This is a genomic window from Paraburkholderia sp. IW21, from assembly GCF_041321145.1.
GTDB lineage: Bacteria > Pseudomonadota > Gammaproteobacteria > Burkholderiales > Burkholderiaceae > Paraburkholderia.
The window spans coordinates 25,285-42,003 of sequence record NZ_JBGGWA010000020.1 but is presented as its reverse complement, the minus strand read 5'-3'; the positions used below and the strand labels follow the sequence as shown (position 1 = coordinate 42,003).

The 16,719-nt window shown below is 61.8% G+C and carries 15 protein-coding genes and 1 pseudogene; 4 read left to right on the top strand and 12 right to left on the bottom strand.

The genetic code is table 11. The features are described from left to right. Nucleotides 1–31 precede the first annotated feature (31 nt). The 12 genes and pseudogenes from ACAX43_RS31355 to ACAX43_RS31300 form a co-directional block, all read right to left on the bottom strand. Entirely contained in the window at nucleotides 32–1,222 is a 1,191-nt protein-coding gene (locus tag ACAX43_RS31355) for a M24 family metallopeptidase (protein WP_370712220.1), read from the bottom strand. A 58-nt stretch (nucleotides 1,223–1,280) separates the two neighbouring features. Then, entirely contained in the window at nucleotides 1,281–2,180 is a 900-nt protein-coding gene (locus tag ACAX43_RS31350; RefSeq protein WP_370712219.1) for an ABC transporter permease, read from the bottom strand. A gap of 9 nt (nucleotides 2,181–2,189) precedes the next feature. After that, the gene (locus ACAX43_RS31345) at nucleotides 2,190–3,251 is read right to left on the bottom strand and encodes an extracellular solute-binding protein (RefSeq protein WP_370712218.1); all 1,062 of its coding nucleotides are present in this window, start codon (nucleotides 3,249–3,251) and stop codon (nucleotides 2,190–2,192) included. 22 nt (nucleotides 3,252–3,273) lie between these two features. Continuing rightward, nucleotides 3,274–4,335 carry an ABC transporter ATP-binding protein gene (locus ACAX43_RS31340; RefSeq protein ID WP_370712217.1) on the bottom strand — a complete coding sequence of 354 codons (1,062 nt, stop codon included), beginning with the start codon at nucleotides 4,333–4,335 and terminating at the stop codon, nucleotides 3,274–3,276. Between the two features lie 2 nt (nucleotides 4,336–4,337). Continuing rightward, nucleotides 4,338–5,132 (bottom strand): ABC transporter permease, encoded by a 795-nt coding sequence (locus ACAX43_RS31335; RefSeq protein ID WP_370712263.1) that lies wholly within the window; start codon nucleotides 5,130–5,132, stop codon nucleotides 4,338–4,340. 372 nt (nucleotides 5,133–5,504) lie between these two features. After that, nucleotides 5,505–5,615: pseudogene (locus ACAX43_RS31330) on the bottom strand (pantoate--beta-alanine ligase); the annotation flags it as partial. Nucleotides 5,616–5,916: 301 nt separating this feature from the next. Then, nucleotides 5,917–6,384 (bottom strand): hypothetical protein, encoded by a 468-nt coding sequence (locus ACAX43_RS31325; protein ID WP_370712216.1) that lies wholly within the window; start codon nucleotides 6,382–6,384, stop codon nucleotides 5,917–5,919. A 174-nt stretch (nucleotides 6,385–6,558) separates the two neighbouring features. Then, nucleotides 6,559–7,986 carry a cytosine permease gene (locus ACAX43_RS31320; protein WP_370712215.1) on the bottom strand — a complete coding sequence of 476 codons (1,428 nt, stop codon included), beginning with the start codon at nucleotides 7,984–7,986 and terminating at the stop codon, nucleotides 6,559–6,561. A gap of 237 nt (nucleotides 7,987–8,223) precedes the next feature. Then, on the bottom strand, nucleotides 8,224–9,387 hold the full coding sequence (gene argE / locus ACAX43_RS31315; protein WP_370712214.1) for an acetylornithine deacetylase: 1,164 nt from the start codon (nucleotides 9,385–9,387) through the stop codon (nucleotides 8,224–8,226). Further along, nucleotides 9,380–10,057 (bottom strand): DUF1028 domain-containing protein, encoded by a 678-nt coding sequence (locus ACAX43_RS31310; RefSeq protein WP_370712213.1) that lies wholly within the window; start codon nucleotides 10,055–10,057, stop codon nucleotides 9,380–9,382. The genes argE and ACAX43_RS31310 overlap by 8 nt, the downstream gene beginning before the upstream one ends. A 10-nt stretch (nucleotides 10,058–10,067) precedes the next feature. Further along, complete coding sequence (locus ACAX43_RS31305; RefSeq protein ID WP_370712212.1) at nucleotides 10,068–10,505, bottom strand: RidA family protein; 438 nt, start codon at nucleotides 10,503–10,505, stop codon at nucleotides 10,068–10,070. Nucleotides 10,506–10,559: 54 nt separating this feature from the next. Beyond that, the gene (locus tag ACAX43_RS31300; protein ID WP_370712211.1) at nucleotides 10,560–11,918 is read right to left on the bottom strand and encodes a flavin-containing monooxygenase; all 1,359 of its coding nucleotides are present in this window, start codon (nucleotides 11,916–11,918) and stop codon (nucleotides 10,560–10,562) included. Between the two features lie 262 nt (nucleotides 11,919–12,180). Here ACAX43_RS31300 and ACAX43_RS31295 point away from each other — a divergent pair, with 262 nt between their 5' ends. The 4 genes from ACAX43_RS31295 (at nucleotide 12,181) to ACAX43_RS31280 (ending at nucleotide 16,715) form a co-directional block, all read left to right on the top strand. Then, a complete protein-coding gene (locus ACAX43_RS31295) occupies nucleotides 12,181–13,107 on the top strand; it encodes a LysR substrate-binding domain-containing protein (protein WP_370712210.1) in 927 nt (308 codons plus the stop codon). Nucleotides 13,108–13,289: 182 nt separating this feature from the next. Further along, nucleotides 13,290–14,453 (top strand): SRPBCC family protein, encoded by a 1,164-nt coding sequence (locus tag ACAX43_RS31290; RefSeq protein ID WP_370712209.1) that lies wholly within the window; start codon nucleotides 13,290–13,292, stop codon nucleotides 14,451–14,453. A gap of 32 nt (nucleotides 14,454–14,485) precedes the next feature. Beyond that, on the top strand, nucleotides 14,486–15,667 hold the full coding sequence (locus tag ACAX43_RS31285) for an ABC transporter ATP-binding protein (RefSeq protein WP_370712208.1): 1,182 nt from the start codon (nucleotides 14,486–14,488) through the stop codon (nucleotides 15,665–15,667). A gap of 1 nt (nucleotide 15,668) precedes the next feature. Continuing rightward, entirely contained in the window at nucleotides 15,669–16,715 is a 1,047-nt protein-coding gene (locus tag ACAX43_RS31280; protein ID WP_370712207.1) for an ABC transporter substrate-binding protein, read from the top strand. Nucleotides 16,716–16,719 lie beyond the last annotated feature (4 nt).

Here is a 16,719-nt window from a genome sequence, read left to right as displayed (position 1 = left end):
CTATGGCGCACGCGGCCGCCCCACTGCGGGTTTAGCCGACGGTTGCGTACTCGAGCGTCTTGGGTGTGCGCGTCATCACTTCGGGCGGCGCGCCGACCACCACCGAGTCGTCGAGCCGGAAGCCGCCGAGTCCGTAAACGTAGATGCCCGGTTCCGCCGAGTACACCTCATTGGCGACGAGCGGCCGATGATTGAACGCCATGTCTTCGGGATACTCGTGGCCGATGATGCCCATGCCGTGCCCGGTTCGATGCCGGATGAAGTCCGCACAGCCGGCCTTTTCGATCACGCTCTGCGCGGCCGCGTCGATGCCGGACACCGGTTCGCCCGGCACCGCGGCCGCGAGCGCCGCCTGGTTGGCCGCACGCGCGACTTCGTAGTATTTCGCCTGCTCGGCGCTAGGCTTGCCGCAGAACCACGTGCGCTCGTTTTCGATCACGATGCCGTTCAGGCGTGGGATCACGATATTGACGAGCACGTCGCCTTCGCTGATGCGCGCCCCGCACGAGGCGCCATCGCCGTGCGGTGAGGCGGATGCCGGACCCGAGAGTGTCCAGCAGCGCAGCACTTCGAGGTTCTCGCCGGGAAAGCGTCGCGCGCCCTCTTCGACCATGAGCGAGGCCATCTGACAGTCGAGTTCCTGGACCAGCCGGCCGGCGCGAATGTTTTCACGGTAGCGCTCCTGCACCCAGTCGGACAGGCCGGCTGCCGCGCGCATGATCTCCAGTTCCTCGTCGGTCTTGACCCAGCGAAGCGCGCGCAGTTCGGCGGTGAGCGGAACGAACCTGGCCTCGGGCAACAGCGCCGCGGCGCGCGTGAAGGGGCCGCCCGAAGCATCGATGCCGAGGCGCGCACGGCCAAGCCCCGCTTGACGCAGGCGGTCGGCGATCAGCTCGGGCAATTGCGAGACGAGATACTGACGCCCGGTCGTCTTCGGATGCTCGGCATAGAACGCAATATCGTCGAGCCAGACCGAGCCGCGCTCCTGCGATAGCCGCATATGATGCGTGGACAGCTCGTTCATCACCGCAAACGGCTCGCCCGAAGCGGGTACGCACATCATGATCGGACGCTCCCACGTCAAAACGTCGACATGGAAGTTGGTCGCCCACTGAAAGAAGTCCGCACTCGTCAGAACCAGTGCATCGACTTGCGCCTGCTTCATCAGGTCGCGCATCGCCTGCAGCCGGTGGGCGTGTGTCTTGCTGGTCAATAGGGGCATTGCTCGCAATCCTCGATAAAAATAAGCGCCGCCGATCCGGCGCAGGGGGGATTCGCCCTCACGCGAGCATCGTCTTCGCGTAGCGGCGGTGGATAATCCAGTTCGATACGATGGCGCAAACGAGGGTCACCACCATCAATATGAGTGCAAGGGCGGCGCCGAACGGCCAGTTGGATGCCTTACCGATCTGGTCGTAGATCGCCGGCGTCATCATCGTGAGCCCGGTGCCTCCCAGCAGAACCGGCGTCGCGTATGCATTCATGCACAGGATGAACACCAGCATCGAGCCTGCGGCAACACCTGGCAGCGACATCGGCAACACCACGGCCATGAAGGTCTGCGAGAAGCTCGCGCCGAGATTGCGTGCCGCCTCTTCCACCGACAGATCGATACCTTCGAGTACGCTCTGCAGCGTGAGGATCATGTACGGCAACACTACGCCCGTGGTGCCGAGCACCACGGCAAGCGGCGTATAGAGCAACCGGACCGGCTGCGTGACAATCCCGAGATGCATCAGCAGCGCATTGGCGAAGCCGGCGTTGCCGAGGATCACCATCCACCCTGCAGCGCGAACGACGTTGCCGACCATCAGAGGAAACACCAGCAGGATGATCAGCAGGCTCTTGAAACGGCTGCGGCTTTTCGCCAGTGAATAGGCAACCGGAAAGCCGAAGAGCAGGGACAACAGCGTGCAAAGCGCGGCGATCTTGAGTGTCGTGCCGAGCACGTCGACGTAATAGGAGTCGGTGAAGAACCTGATGTAGTTCTCAGGTGTCCACGCCGCCTGCATCAGCGCCTGCACGTCGAAGTGATTCAGGCTGTAGCGGAACAGTTGCAGCGCCGGGACCACGATGACGAGCAAGACCACCAGGGACGCAGGCGACGCCAGTAGCGCCCCAAGTCCTCGCCCTTCCCGTCCTGCCGCACGTCCCGCATCGTCGACCAGCGTGCCGTTCATCGCGTGCTCCTACAGGCCGACCTTGAAGTCCTGATTCCAGTAGTCGAGTAGCCCCGGCTTCTGCTCGGCAGTCTTCGCATAATCAATCCGCAGCAGCTTTGCGATCTGCGCCTCGGAGAATCCGACCATCTTCTGCAGGTCGGGCGGCAGCGATGCACTCTTCACGGTCGGCGCGTATCCCATCGTTTCAGCAAAGCCGAGCTGCGCACGCGGATCGAGCATCGCGTTCAGGTAGTTGAAACCACATGCCGGCGAGCGGCTGCTCTTGGGCACGGCCGCTTCGAAAACCGCGGGTACGGCGCCTTCCCGAGGAAAAACGAAGTCGATCGGCACGCCCGCCTTCTTCCACTGGATAGCGCGTGCCTTCCACATGCAGGTCATCCACACGTCGCCTGTCTTCAGCGCGGCGGCGACCGTCTCGTTCGACGGATACACCTTCGGTTGATTCTTCTTGAGCTCGCGCAGGAATTTGATACCCGCCGTGAGCGACCCCGTCTGGTCGCCGGAGGCGAGCGCCCCCGTCATGGCGTTGAAGTTGTAGAGAATGTCCGACAGCCCGACGCGCCCCTTGTAGCGAGGATCGAGCGCGACGTTGAACGAATCGGGCGCACTGCTGAACTTCGCGGGGTTATAGACGATCACCATCGCACTGTAGATGTGCGGGATCGAATAGGGCTTTCGAAACGACTCGAACGTGTTCGCCACGTTGGGCACCTGGGCGGCGTCAACCGGCAGAAGCAGGCCGGCGCGGTTCATGTCGTACATGTCGATGTCGGCGAGACAGCTCACGTCCATCGAGCCGCGCCGCGAGCCCTTTTCCGCGCGCATTTTCGTCATCCGCGAGACCTGGTCGCCGGTGGCATAGACTACCTCGCCGCCTTCGGGCTTGATGATCGGCACGCCGATGTTCGACTCGAGCAGGTTCTGATAGTCGCCGCCCCACGTTCCGACCACCACGCTCGGACACGCCGCAGCCGCGCGCGCCTCGCTGGCGATAAGCCCGAATGACGGCGCCATGAGCAGGCCCGAAGCAGTCTTGAGGAAATTGCGGCGGGCAGTTCGGTCGGTCATCGCTACACTCCGTGCAGTTGGTTTAATTGAAAAGAACACAGTCCTGACTATGAAAGCTTGCGAAGGCCTTGGTGCCGGCAAGCAGGCGGCCGACGTCGCCGCGAAAATTGTTCTGCACATGGGCGACGACAAGATCGCCGCGCTCGGTAACGGCCCGCACTTCCACGGTCGCACCCATATAGACCAGCGATGAGATCGTGACAGCGAGGCTATTCGTGTCGGGCAACGGCGCGTCGCCAAGCGAAAGCCGTTCGGGCCGCAAACCCATGACGCGTGTGGCCGGGTTCGCGGCCTGCAACGCGCCGATGCCGATCGGCGTACCGCGATGCGTGACAAAGCGGCCGTCGGCATCGAATGCGCCCTCGAAGAAATTCATCTTGCCGAGGAAATCGGCCACGAAATGATTGGCCGGCCGTTCGTAAAGCGCCTCGGCGCGGCCGATCTGCTGCACGCGGCCGTCATGCATGACGGCCACCCGGTCGGCGATGGTGAGCGCCTCTTCCTGATCGTGCGTGACGAAAATGGTGGTCAATCCAAGCTGCTGCTGAAGCGCGCGAATCTCCTCGCGCACCTCGACACGCAATTTAGCGTCGAGGTTCGAGAGCGGCTCGTCGAGCAGGAACACCTCCGGCCGGATGGCGAGCGCGCGAGCGATGGCCACGCGCTGCTGCTGGCCACCCGAGAGTTGCCGCGGATAACGGTCGTGCAATGCCGTCAGGCGCACCATGTCGAGCGCCTGCTTGATGCGCTCGTCGCGCTCCACGGCGGGCAGCTTGCGCATCTTGAGGCCGAACTCGACGTTCTGCGTGACCGTCATATGCGGAAACAGCGCGTAGCGCTGAAACACCATGCCGGTGTTGCGCCGGTTGGGCGGCGTATGGGTGACGTCCTTGCCACCGATCACGATCGAACCGCCGCTCGGTTCAACGAAGCCGGCGATCATCCGCAGCGTCGTGGTCTTGCCGCAACCGCTTGGACCGAGGAAGGCGACCATCTCGCCGTCGGCGATGTCGAGCGAAAAATCGGCGACAGCGATGGCCTGCCCGAATTGCTTGCGAAGATTGCGAATCTCGACCTGCGCCATTTTTATATCACCTGACTGAGCTTCACGAACCGGTCGGTGACCAGCATCACGATGCCGAGCAGAACGATCTGCACGGCGGAGACTGCGGCGATGGTCGGATCAAGATTGAACTCGAGGTATTGCATGATCGCAATCGGCAGCGTCGTGTAGCCAGGACCGACGAGCGGCAGTGAGAGTTCGAGGTTCTCGAACGAAATGATGAAACTAAACAGCGTGGAGGCGACGATCGCCGGCCGCAGCATCGGCAGGGTGACGCGCCAGAAGGTCTGGGAGGCGGTGGCGCCGAGGTTGCGGGCCGCTTCCTCGATGCTGGTATCGAGTCCGCTCATCGCGGCCGACACGAGCCGCATGGTCCACGGAATAGTCAGACATACGTGTGCAAGCAACAGCCCTGAGAACGTCCCGACGATGTCCATATTGAGCGCGTTTTCCGCGCGCAGATAGAACAGATAGACCGCGACGCCGGCGACGATGCCGGGCACGACGAGCGGCGAGAGCAGCAGCATGTTGACGGCCGGAGCGCCCTTGAAGCGGTACCGCGCGATGCCGAGTGCCGCCGCTACGCCGAGGCTCACGCCGATCGCCGCCGCGCACAGCGCGATCTTCATGCTGAAGATGAAGCCGTCAGCGAATGCCGCATTGCGCCATGCATTCAGGTACCAGGCTGTCGTGTAGCCGGACGGCGGGAACGTGATGATGACGTCCTTGAAGAAGGACAGCCAAATGACGAAAACCAGCGGACTCAGGATGAAGGCATAGACGAGAACGACCAGCGTGCGCGCGGCCAGGGTTGACAGCGCGACGCGCCGGCGCGGCGCCGGGGTGCGCGCGGAGGGTGCCCTCTCGCCAAAAACAGTACTTGCCACCGAAACCCCTCCTCAAAGGCAGCCGGCCTGCGGCTCGCTTGTGCCTTTTCGCTTGCAAAGCGTGTTCGACAGGAGACGCTCAACGCCAGTCAATCGCTTGCCGATGACCATTGTCGATTGCCCGCCTCGTATTCATTCCTGCATGACAGATGCGTCTTCTATTTAAATTAGCATGAACAAAAATGATTGAGGGAAGTTTTGAGCTGAGGGGGCTCCAGGCTACTCTGAGGCGACAAAAAGGGCACGCACCAGACATTCCCCTGAATCCTAGCTATTCCTCGTCTCCAGACTCGACGGCCTGATGATTAGCGACAGATGGCCCTCGTGCAGGTTGCCCATGGTCGGTACAAAGGCGGTGCGATTCTGGCCGCGCAACTGGTCGCGCAATTCATGGATTGATCTAATGATTTTCATTTTCTCTAATTTGAAGCATCGGGAGATCAGCTTGTAACGGGACCGTTCCCACGCCTAACCATTCCCTAAGAACGCTATGCTCATATCCATGAGCCCTTTATGTCGTTAGCTTACGCATTGACTTTCTGTCGCGGCCCTCCCACATAGCATCTAAATTCTTTGTTCAACTAATTTCGCAATAGCTTTTTAGTCGGGATTGTCCTGTGCGATACAATGGGTGCGCGACCGTCTCGTTCGCGGCCTCTCGCGTTGTGACTCTAGTCTGCCTGCGCCCATGTCGGATCGCGAGGCACCTTCTCGCTCAATGTTCCTGCGTCGCGCGCACGGCAGCGGCCAGCGTTTCGATCGCTTCAGGATTGGCCAGCGATGAAATATCCCCCGGCGACTGACCGACGAAGACGGCGCGCACAACGCGGCGCATGATCTTCATGTTGCGGGTCTTCGGCAGGTCCGGCACGAAAACCACCGCCGACGGCCGGAACCCCACCCCGAGACCGGCAACAACCGCATCGGCCAGTTTCTTGCCTGTCTCCGGCGTCGCGGCGACACCCTGCATCAGCGTCGCCACGAGCACCAGCGATTCGCCCTTCACGACGTCGGGCACCCCGATCGCGGCGACCTCGGCCGCGAGGCCCGTCGCGCTGACCAGCGCCTCGGCCTCGGACGGACCCGCCCGCTTTCCTGCGATCTTAAGCGTGTCGTCGGAGCGGCCAAGGATGTACCGGTAACCGTCGCTGTCGATATGCGCACGGTCGCCGTGCCACCACACGCCAGGACATCCAGTCCATGCATCGCATCCGCAGCTTGCTGATGCGGGACCGGAGAGCGCAGATCAAACCAAGTACGAGGGCTACTGGCTGAATACGGCGTGGTCATTGCCCAGACGCCGCTGAAAGTACGGCAACGCTTGCCAGCAATTCTTGATGCGGAAGCACCCCAGCGGTCATGACTGTCTCATCGGGCGACGCGTGACACCGGCGCCCGCCTGTCTGCGCCGATAGTTGGTGTCCCGCGACGCGAGCCAGTAATACAGCGGCGACGTCAGAAGCAAACCTATAACCCACGAGAGATCCGCGCCGTCGAGATACTTCGGCACGAGACCCGCATACATCGGCGTGTTCATGAACGGAATCTGCACGACGATGCCGATCCCATAGGCAATGAGCGCCTGTGGATTGAAGCGGCCGTAGATGCCGCCGTCCACCTGGAAGATCGACCGGATGTCGTATTTCCCCTTGTGAATGACATAGAAGTCGATCAGGTTGATCGCGGTCCACGGCACCAGGACGACCAGCAGTGCGAGCACGAGATCAACCAGGTTGCCGACGAAATTCGTCGAAGCGCCGATCGCGCCGTAGCAACATGCGAGGAGAACCGCAATCGACAGCACGGCGCGCGCCTTCGCCGTAGGAATCCAGCGATAAGCGAACGTCTGCAGCGACGTGATGGCCGCGAGCACCGCGCCGTAGAGATTCAGTGCGTTATGGCTGATCACGCTCAACAGGAAGAGGACGAGCATCGGCACCCCGAGCGGTCCGGTGGCCTGCTTGACGGCGTCCATTGCGTCGGCCCCGGGGGGCACCGCGAGCACGGCTACCGCGCCGAAGGCGAACGCGAGCGTCGAGCCGATCGTGCAGCCGAGGTAGGTTGCCCAGAACGTCGATGCGACTCGCACGTTCTCCGGCAGATAGCGCGAATAGTCGGAAACGTACGGGGCGAAAGCAATTTGCCAGAGCGCCGACAGCGAAACGGTCGCGAGCCAGCCGGCGAAATTGAATCCGCCGCGCGTCAGAAAATCGCCGGTGGAGATATGCGTGAGGATATAGCCGAAACCGATGAAGATGCCGATACCGAGCACCCAGGTTCCTATGCGGTTCAGGATATGGATGAACCGATAGCCGATGATCCCGATCAGCCCCGATCCCATCGCACCGATCACGATGCCGACGGGCACCGGCACGCCACGTTCGATGCCGTGCAGAGACTTTCCGGCAAGCACGATATTGGACGCAAAGAAGCCCACGTACATCACGCCTGCGATCACGGTGACGAGCAGCGCCCCCCATGAACCGAACTGTGCGCGGCTCTGAATCATTTGCGGGATGCCCATTTGCGGGCCTTGCGCCGAATGCAGCGCCATCAGCACACCGCCGACGGCTTGACCGACGACGATCGCGACGATGCCCCAGAGCAAGTTCAAGTGGAAGATCTGCACGCCGAGCGCACCGGTGACGATGGGCAATGGAGCGATGTTGCCGCCGAACCATAGCGTGAACAGATCGCGCACCTTGCCGTGGCGATCTTCAGGCGGCACGTAGCCGATGGTGTGTTTTTCGATCAACGGCGAAGCGTTGTGTTGCGAAGTATTCAAGTTCGTCTCCTTGTCGACCGGAGTTAGCGCTTTAGCGCTTACTTCGGTCCCATGCAAAGCGTCGACCGGAGTTAGCGCTTTAGCGCTTACTCCGGTCCCATGCAAAGCGTCGACCGGAGTCGACGCCTTAGCGCCTTACTCCAGCTCCATGCTTACGAATCATCCTGCTTCGGCTCGACCCGGCAAGCTCGCTATCTGATAACGTACCGCCGCGGCACCATTCTTGATGCATCCGTCTCAACAAGCGGCTGAAAGGTAATCCACCAAACGAGCCAGCATTGCATCGCAGTCGCTCAATTGCTCGACGGTGACAAATTCATCCGGCTTATGCCCTTGGTCCATGCTGCCCGGTCCGCAGACCACTGCAGGAATGCCCGCGTGCTCAAAGAGTCCGCCTTCCGTGCCGAACGCTACCGTGCCGAACTCATTGGAACCGCTGAGCAACGCCAACAGACCCGCCGCTTCGCTGTGGGGCGAGGTAGCCAGTCCCGGATAAGCGGAGAGCGACTGAAAGCGGATGTCGGCGTTGGACTTCACGGCGCGCATCTTCGGCAGCAACTCAGCTTCGGCGTAGGTCTGCAACTCGTCGGCCACCTGGTGGGCGTCAAAACCCGGCAGCGCGCGCACTTCGAAGTCGAATTCGCATTCTGCCGGCACGATGTTCAGCGCACGGCCGCCTTTGATCACACCGGTCTGCACAGTCGAGAACGGCGGATCGAATCGCTCGTCGTGATGCCTGGGCTGTGCCAGTTGCTCGCCGATCTCTTCCAGACGGCCGATCATCCGCGCCGCGTACTGAATGGCGTTGACGCCATACGGCGCATAGGCCGAATGGCAAGGGGCGCCTTTCACCTGACACCGCATCGCCAGCTTGCCCTTGTGGCCCAGCACCGGTTTGAGCTCAGTCGGTTCGCCGATCAAACACAGGACTGGCCTATGCGGACGCCGCACGAGTTCCGCCAGCATCGGCCGCACGCCGAGGCATCCAACTTCCTCGTCGTACGAAAAGGCGAGATGCACCGGCAGCTTCAACTCCCGCTCGACGAACCTCGGCACGGCCGCCAGCACGGATGCGATAAAGCCCTTCATGTCGGCCGTGCCGCGGCCATACAGTCGCCCATCGCGTTCGGTGAGACGGAATGCATCGACGGTCCACGCCTGACCTTCGACCGGCACCACATCAGTATGGCCGGACAGCACGATGCCGCCTCGCTCACGCGGACCGATGGTCGCAAACAGATTCGCCTTGGTGCGCTCGGCGTTGTAGAACAGCTCGCTCTCGACACCGAGTTCCTCGAGGTAGTGTCGAATGAACTCGATCATGTCCAGATTCGAATCGCGGCTGACCGTGGCAAATCCGATCAATCTTTCGAGCAGCGCACGGCTGGATCTGTCATTCATTGCCCGGCACCCCATAGCTGGGCGCGGCGGTCGGATTCAACGCCCGGGTCAGGTAGTCCTGCATCTGCGGCCGATACGCGTGCCACAAACCGTCCAACTGGCCGATGGGATCGTCATCCGCCCAATCGACCCGCAAATCGACCATCGGCCAGCTCAGGTCGCCCACGATACTGAGCGCCGCCGAATGCACGGGCCCCGCCTCCCCGCCGGCGGTCATCGCCGCATGCATGGCCGCGAGCAGCCGATCGGCAAGCGCGCCGGAGGCCTGTTCGAACGCCGGAACCATCGCCTCGATCACCTCGACGCCGGCGAGCATGTTGCCCGCGGCTACGCATTGCTTGCCGGCTACCGCGTGATACGTGCCCAGCGCTTCCTTGCCGCTGAAGAACGCGGTGCGGCCCTGGCTATCGACCACCGTCACCTGCCGATATTCGCACCACTCGCTCGCTCCGAGCGCACGGTCCAATGCTGCGGCGGGATCGAAATGCCCGCTCTTCAGAAGATCGAGAACCTGCGGGCCAAGTGCGGGCAGCGTGACGTTCTGAGTCGCCACCGCGCCAACGCCTGCCCGCACCCACGGGCATCGAGCGCCCACCGCGATGCTCGAAGAACTGATCGCGATACCGAGCTGCCCCGATTGTGGACAACGTCCGACGATAGAGAATGTCATGTCCCGCTCCTTAGGCTTTCGGCCGTGCCCATCCATCCGGAATGACGGCGATAACGTCGATCTCCATCAGCCATTGCGGCTGACCCAACGCGACCACCACCAGGCCGGTGGAAATGGGAAATACGCCTTTCAACCACTTTCCGACTTCCTGATAGACCGGCTCGCGGTAACGGATGTCGGTCAGGTAAGTCGTCGTCTTGACGACGTGAGACAAATCACTGCCAGCCTCCTCGAGCAATTGTTTGAGGTTCTTCATCGCTTGCTCGGCCTGGGCTCGCGGATCGCCAAGGCCGACCAGACGGCCTTCGAAGTCCGTACCCACCTGGCCGCGTACATAGATCGTGTTGCCGGCGCGCACGGCCTGACAAAGATCGTTGTCGAGCGTCTGGTTCGGATAGGTATCCTTCGTGTTGAACATGCGGATACGGGTATGCGTAGGTTGGCTCATCAATGCACCTTAATGCTGGGAAGAAATAGATCGCGGACTAGAGAGGCGTATGTATCAATTCACGGCCGTCTCGCTGACTTTATGGACGCGTGAACCGGCGGATGCGCCATTGGCACTTTCAGCGCTTTCCTCGTCGCGGCTCGGTGCATGGCGTTGCGATTCATCGTAATACGCCAGATATTTGCGTTGCGTGACGATGTGATCGGCGATGTGCTTCGCGTCGTGCCATACGCCCCAGATAAATGCCGAGCCACGACGCGACAGCCAGGGCAGACCGAGAAAATAGATGCCCGGCTCCTTCGATACGCCGCGCTGATGTTTCGGCTTACCCTTTTCATCGAAAGCGTTGACATTCAACCAGCTGAAATCGACTGCATAGCCGGTCGCCCAGACAATCGACGTCACGCCGGCCTTCGCCAGGTCGAGATCGTGCAACGGATGAGTGACGCACTCCGGATCGGCGGGGATGACGCGCGCTTCGGGCTCTCCCGGAAGATCGAGACCGTTGCGCTCGGCGTACGCGTCGGCCGCGTCCAGCAGCGACAGATAGTTCTCGTCGCCGCGCGCGATGTTCGCCGCGAGATCGGCTTCGAAGGTGGCCACGCCATTGTCGAAAGACTTCGTGAGACCAACGAGCGTGATGCCCTGATGCGCGAGACGCCGGAAGTCCACTGTATGACCGCCGCGCGAGCCGCTCACAGCAATGGTGACGTGCTCCCTGCCGGGCTTCATGACCTCCGCGTCCCATTCGCCGAGCACGCCCAGCCACCAGCAGAAATCGCGACCGCGATAGGCGCGCGGCGGACGATCATGCGCGCCAACCGACAGATAGACGCGCTTGCCCGCACGTTGCAACTCGTCCGCGATTTGCACGCCGGACGATCCTGCACCCACCACCAGCACGCCCCCTTCGGGCAATTGCCCGGGATTGTGATAGTCGGCGGAATGAATCTGCGTGAGACTCGAATCTTGCGGCGCAATCGGCGGAATGACGGGGCGCTGGAAAGGTCCCGTCGCGACGACTACGCGATTGGCCTCGATCCTGCCCTCCGACGTTTCGATGGTAAAGCCCTGCCGCCCCGCATTACGCACGACCTGCGTCACTTCCACGCCGGTGCGGATCGGCGCTTCGAACTTCTGCGCATAAGCGACGAAATAGTCCGCGACCTGCTCCTTTGAAGCGAATGCGTCCGGGTCGACGTCCGCAAACTCGAGATTGGGGAAACGATCGTGCCATGCAGGACCGTTGGCAACCAGCGAATCCCAGCGTCCCGTGCGCCAGCGCTCGGCGATACGAGCGCGCTCCAGCACGAGATGCGGCACACCGAGCCTGCTCAAATGTTCGCTCATGGCGACGCCGGCCTGACCGGCGCCGACCACCAGCGTATCGATTGACGGTCTTTTCACTGTCATGACTATGTCCTTCTGAAGAGGCAGATTATTTCGATTCGATCGCGGCCTCGCGGCCTTCGAGTGCTCGCGACCGTAGCCGGCCCATTAGTGCTTTCCGATGCGTGTGCCGCCTGGGCCGCTCGTCTTTCGTGAAAATCTACGCGCCCGTTCAGAATCTGAAAAATATATTTAAAAAATGCATAGCATCGGATTTACCTATGCAAGGCTTTTTGGCCGCTTCACAATGCCGCCCATTGAAGACCTTGAATATGGAGCGTCGTCGATGGAGAATCACCCGTTGCGCTATTCGTTGCGCCAGTTGCGCTATTTCGTGGTTACTGCGGAAGCGCTGTCGTTCACTGCCGCCGCGAAGCGTCTGCACATCTCGCAGCCGTCGATCTCGACGGCGCTGGCGGACCTGGAAGTGTCGTTCGGCGTGCAACTCTTCATACGGCATCACGCGAGCGGTCTCTCGCTCACGCAAGCGGGACGCGATCTGCTCGGGCAAGCGCGCAATCTGCTGAAGATCGCGGAGGAATTGCAGGCGACCGCTAAGGAAATGGATAGCGGCATGACGGGCGCCATCGCGCTCGGCTGTCTCGTCTCGCTCGCGCCGCCGCTCATGCCGGGGCTGATCAGCCGTTTCACGAGCGAGCACGCGGGCATTTCGTTTCGCACCGTCGAGGCGCATCAGGACGGCCTCTTGCGTGGCCTGCACGACGGTTCGCTCGATATCGCCCTCACCTACAGCCTCGACCTGACAGAGGACATCGCCTTCACGCCGCTGCTCTCGCTGCCGCCTTATGCGATCCTGCCGAGGACGCATCGGCTCGCGCGCGCGCGCAAGGTATCGCTCGCAGACCTCCTGCCCGAGCCCTATGTGATGCTCGATCTGCCGCATAGCCGCGAGTATTTCGCCGCGCTCTTCGATGCGGTGGGCAGCCGCCCTGTGCCCGCGTTCCGTTCGTCGCAGCCGGAAGTCGTGCGCGGCATGGTGGCCAACGGTCTCGGCTATAGCCTGCTCAACTTTCCGCTCAAGTCGAATCGCACCGTGGATGGCGAAGAGTTCGTCATTAAACGCTTCAAAGACAACGTCAATGCAACGATGCTCGGCATCGCGCAATCGCGCACGATGAAGCCGCGCCAGGTTGTGCATCGCTTTGCATCGTTCTGCGAGACCTATATCCGGCGACTGCACATCGACGCATGATTCAAAAGCGTTCAATCGTCTGCTTCAAGTCCGTGCACGCTGCATAGGTAAAAGCTTTGCTTTGTATCCGAAAACAATATTTTGGCTTGCAATTTGGCTTGATAGATTGATGTCCATGTTGAGCGCCACGCCGCAAAGCCTCACGACGGCGCGCTCTTACCGTGATGAATCAGGGGGACACCATGGCCAACCCAGCAAGGACGATCGCAGTGCAAGCGCTTGTCGACGAGCTGCAGACGGGTTGCGAACGATCATTCAGCGATGCGCATGCGATGACGCCCGGGGTCTACACGTCGCCCGAATTCCTCTTGCTGGAAGAGCGCAATATCTTCGAGCGGGAATGGCAATGCGCCGGTCGCGCCAGCGCGCTCAAGGCGCCCGGCGATTACATGACGGCGCGCATTGGAGCGCAACCTATCGTCGTCTTGCGCGACGAACAGATGCAGCTCAAGGCGATGTCGAACGTGTGCCTGCATCGGATGTCGGTACTTCTCGAAGGACGCGGCAATGTGCGTCGCATCGTCTGCCCCTATCACGCCTGGAACTATTCGCTGGACGGCGCGCTGCAAGGCGCGCCGCTCATGGACCGGCAACAGGGCTTCTGCAAGGAAAGCTACAGGCTGCCCGCCGTGCGTTGCGAAGAATGGCAAGGCTGGCTCTACGTGACGCTCGACGAAAACGCGCCGCCCGTGCATACGCAGCTTTCCAGTTTGAGCGAGCTCATCGGCGCATACGGCATGTCGGACTACATCGAAACCTTCCATGAAGAGCACGTGTGGGATACGAACTGGAAGATCCTCGCGGAAAACTTCATGGAAAGCTATCACCTGCCGATGCTGCATCGCGCGACGGTAGGACCGCATTCGCGGCTCGAAGAAATGGAATGCCCGCCGGGCTATCCCGCCTTCAACTATCACTGGATCACGAAGGAAGCGTCCTTGCCCATCGGCAATGCGCATCCGGACAACACGCGTCTCACGGGACATTGGCGCAAGACCACAGCGCTGCTCGCGATCTACCCGACGCATCTCGTCACGCTCACGCCGGGTTACTTCTGGTATCTCGTGCTGCAACCTCAAGGTGTGGGGCGCGTGCATATCCGCTTCGGCGGCGGCCTTGCACCAGAGTTCATCGCGGACGCCGAGGCGAACGCGCACATGACCACGTTGAAGAAACTACTCGACGAGGTGAATGCGGAAGACAAACGCGGCGTGGAAGCGGTCTTTCGCGGCGTGCACGCGCCGCGCGCGAAGCCTGGCCACCTGAGCCCTCTCGAACGCCCCAACTATGACTTCGCGCGCTATGTCGCTGGCAAAATCGTCGCGACGAAGCTCGGCACACATTGATTACGACGCACCATCGACAGGACGCGATCACGATGTCAAACCCTTCCTTCATTTCGTTCTCGCGCGTGAGCAAATCGTATGACGGCGCCCAATACGTCGTTGAAGACTTGAATCTCGACGTGCGCAAGGGAGAATTCCTGTCGCTGCTCGGCCCCTCGGGCTCGGGCAAGACGACCACGCTCATGATGCTCGCGGGATTCGAATCGCCCACCCAGGGCGAGATTCGCCTCGACGGCGGTCGGCTCGACGACAAGCCGCCGCATCAACGCGACATCGGCATGGTGTTTCAGAACTACGCGCTCTTTCCGCATCTGACGATTGCGGAGAACGTCGCGTTTCCGCTCTCCGTGCGGCACGTGAGCCGCGCTGAGCAGAAGACGCGCGTGAAGCGCGTGCTCGAGATGATCGAACTGCCGCATCTGGCGAACCGGCGTCCCGCTCAGCTCTCCGGTGGACAGCAGCAGCGCGTGGCGCTCGCACGCGCGCTCGTGTTCGAGCCGAGCGTCGTGCTGATGGATGAGCCGCTCGGCGCGCTCGACAAGCGCCTGCGCGAAACCATGCAATACGAAATCATGCGCCTGCATCGCGAGCTGTCGCTCACGATCGTCTATGTGACGCACGATCAGGCCGAAGCGCTGACGATGTCGGACCGCGTCGCCGTGTTCTCCGATGGCCGTATCCAGCAGGCCGCCACACCGAGCGAACTGTATGAGAACGCGCAGAACGCGTTCGTCGCTAACTTCGTCGGCGAGAACAATGGGTTGACCGGGCGCGTCGTCAATGCGGGCGAAGGCTGGGCGACGCTCGCGCTCTCGGACGGCAGCGTCATTCGCGGCCGCTGCGAACACGGCCTGCGCGCAGGCGACGAAGCGATGCTCGCTTTGCGCCCCGAACGCGCGCATATCCCGGGCGCGGAAGGCACCCACGCCGACGAACACAACAACGTAGTGCGTGCGCGCGTCGAGGAACTGGTGTATTGCGGCGATCATCATCGTGTGCACCTGACGCTCGGCTCGCGCGATTCGATCGTCGTGAAAGTGCCCAACACGCAGCGCCATGCGCTGCCTTCGCCCGGCAGCGCGATCGAGATCGCATGGCGCCACGACGACTGCAAGATTCTCGCGATGAGTGCGCCGCGAAGCGCGCCCGCGATTCACGTATCCACACCGCCCTCACCTTCCATTATCACGACCGCACCAGCAGGAGCCAACTGACATGCGCACTCTCATCAAAGCACAATGCGCTGTACTCGCCGTACTCGCATTCGCCACCGTGACCACCCAGGCAGCGGAGACGCTCTCCGTCGTGACTTTCGGCGGCGCGTACGAAGCGGCGGCCAGAAAGGCCTATTTCGAACCGTTCACGCAGGCCACGGGGATCGGCTTCTCGACCGAATCGTATGACGGCGGCCTCGCGAAACTCTCCGCGATGGAGCAGGCGAAGAACACCACGTGGGACCTGATCGACCTCGAAACCAACGATGCGATCACCGCCTGCGACGAAGGCCTCCTGCAGAAGTTCGACAAGAAGACGATCGGCAAGACGAGCGATTTCATCCCCGGCTCGATCAGCGATTGCGCGGTCGCGAGCATGGTCTGGTCCACGGTCTACGCGTACGACGCGAGCAAGCTCAAGACCGCCCCGACCACCGTCAACGACTTCTTCGATCTGCAGAAATTCCCGGGCAAGCGTGGCCTGCGCAAGTCGCCGAAGGTATCGATGGAATGGGCGTTGATTGCGGACGGCGTCGATCCGAGGGATGTCTACAAGGTACTCGCTACACCCGCTGGCGTGGATCGCGCGTTTAAGAAGCTCGACACGATCAAGCAGAGCATCGTGTGGTGGGAGTCAGGTGCGCAGGCGCCGCAGTTGCTCGCAGACGGCGCGGTCGTGATGACGCAGGCCTACAACGGCCGCATTTCCGATGCCGCGAAGAAGGACAACAAGCCATTCAAGGCCGTCTGGGACGCGCAAGTCTACGACTTCGACTGGTGGGGCGTTCCGACGGGCGCCAAGCACGCCGACGCCGCCGCGAAATTCATCGTCTCCGCTTCGCAGCCGAAGGCCTATGCGGACTTGTCGAAGTACATCGCGTACGCCCCGCCGCGCAAGGACGCGATCGCGCTCGTCGACAAGCAGCGCCTCGCCGACCTGCCAACCGCACCCGAGAACTTCAGGCGCGCATTGCAGATCAACGCGAACTTCTGGGCCGACAACGCGGACCAGATCAACAAGCGCTTCCAGGTGTGGCTGACGCAGTAACACC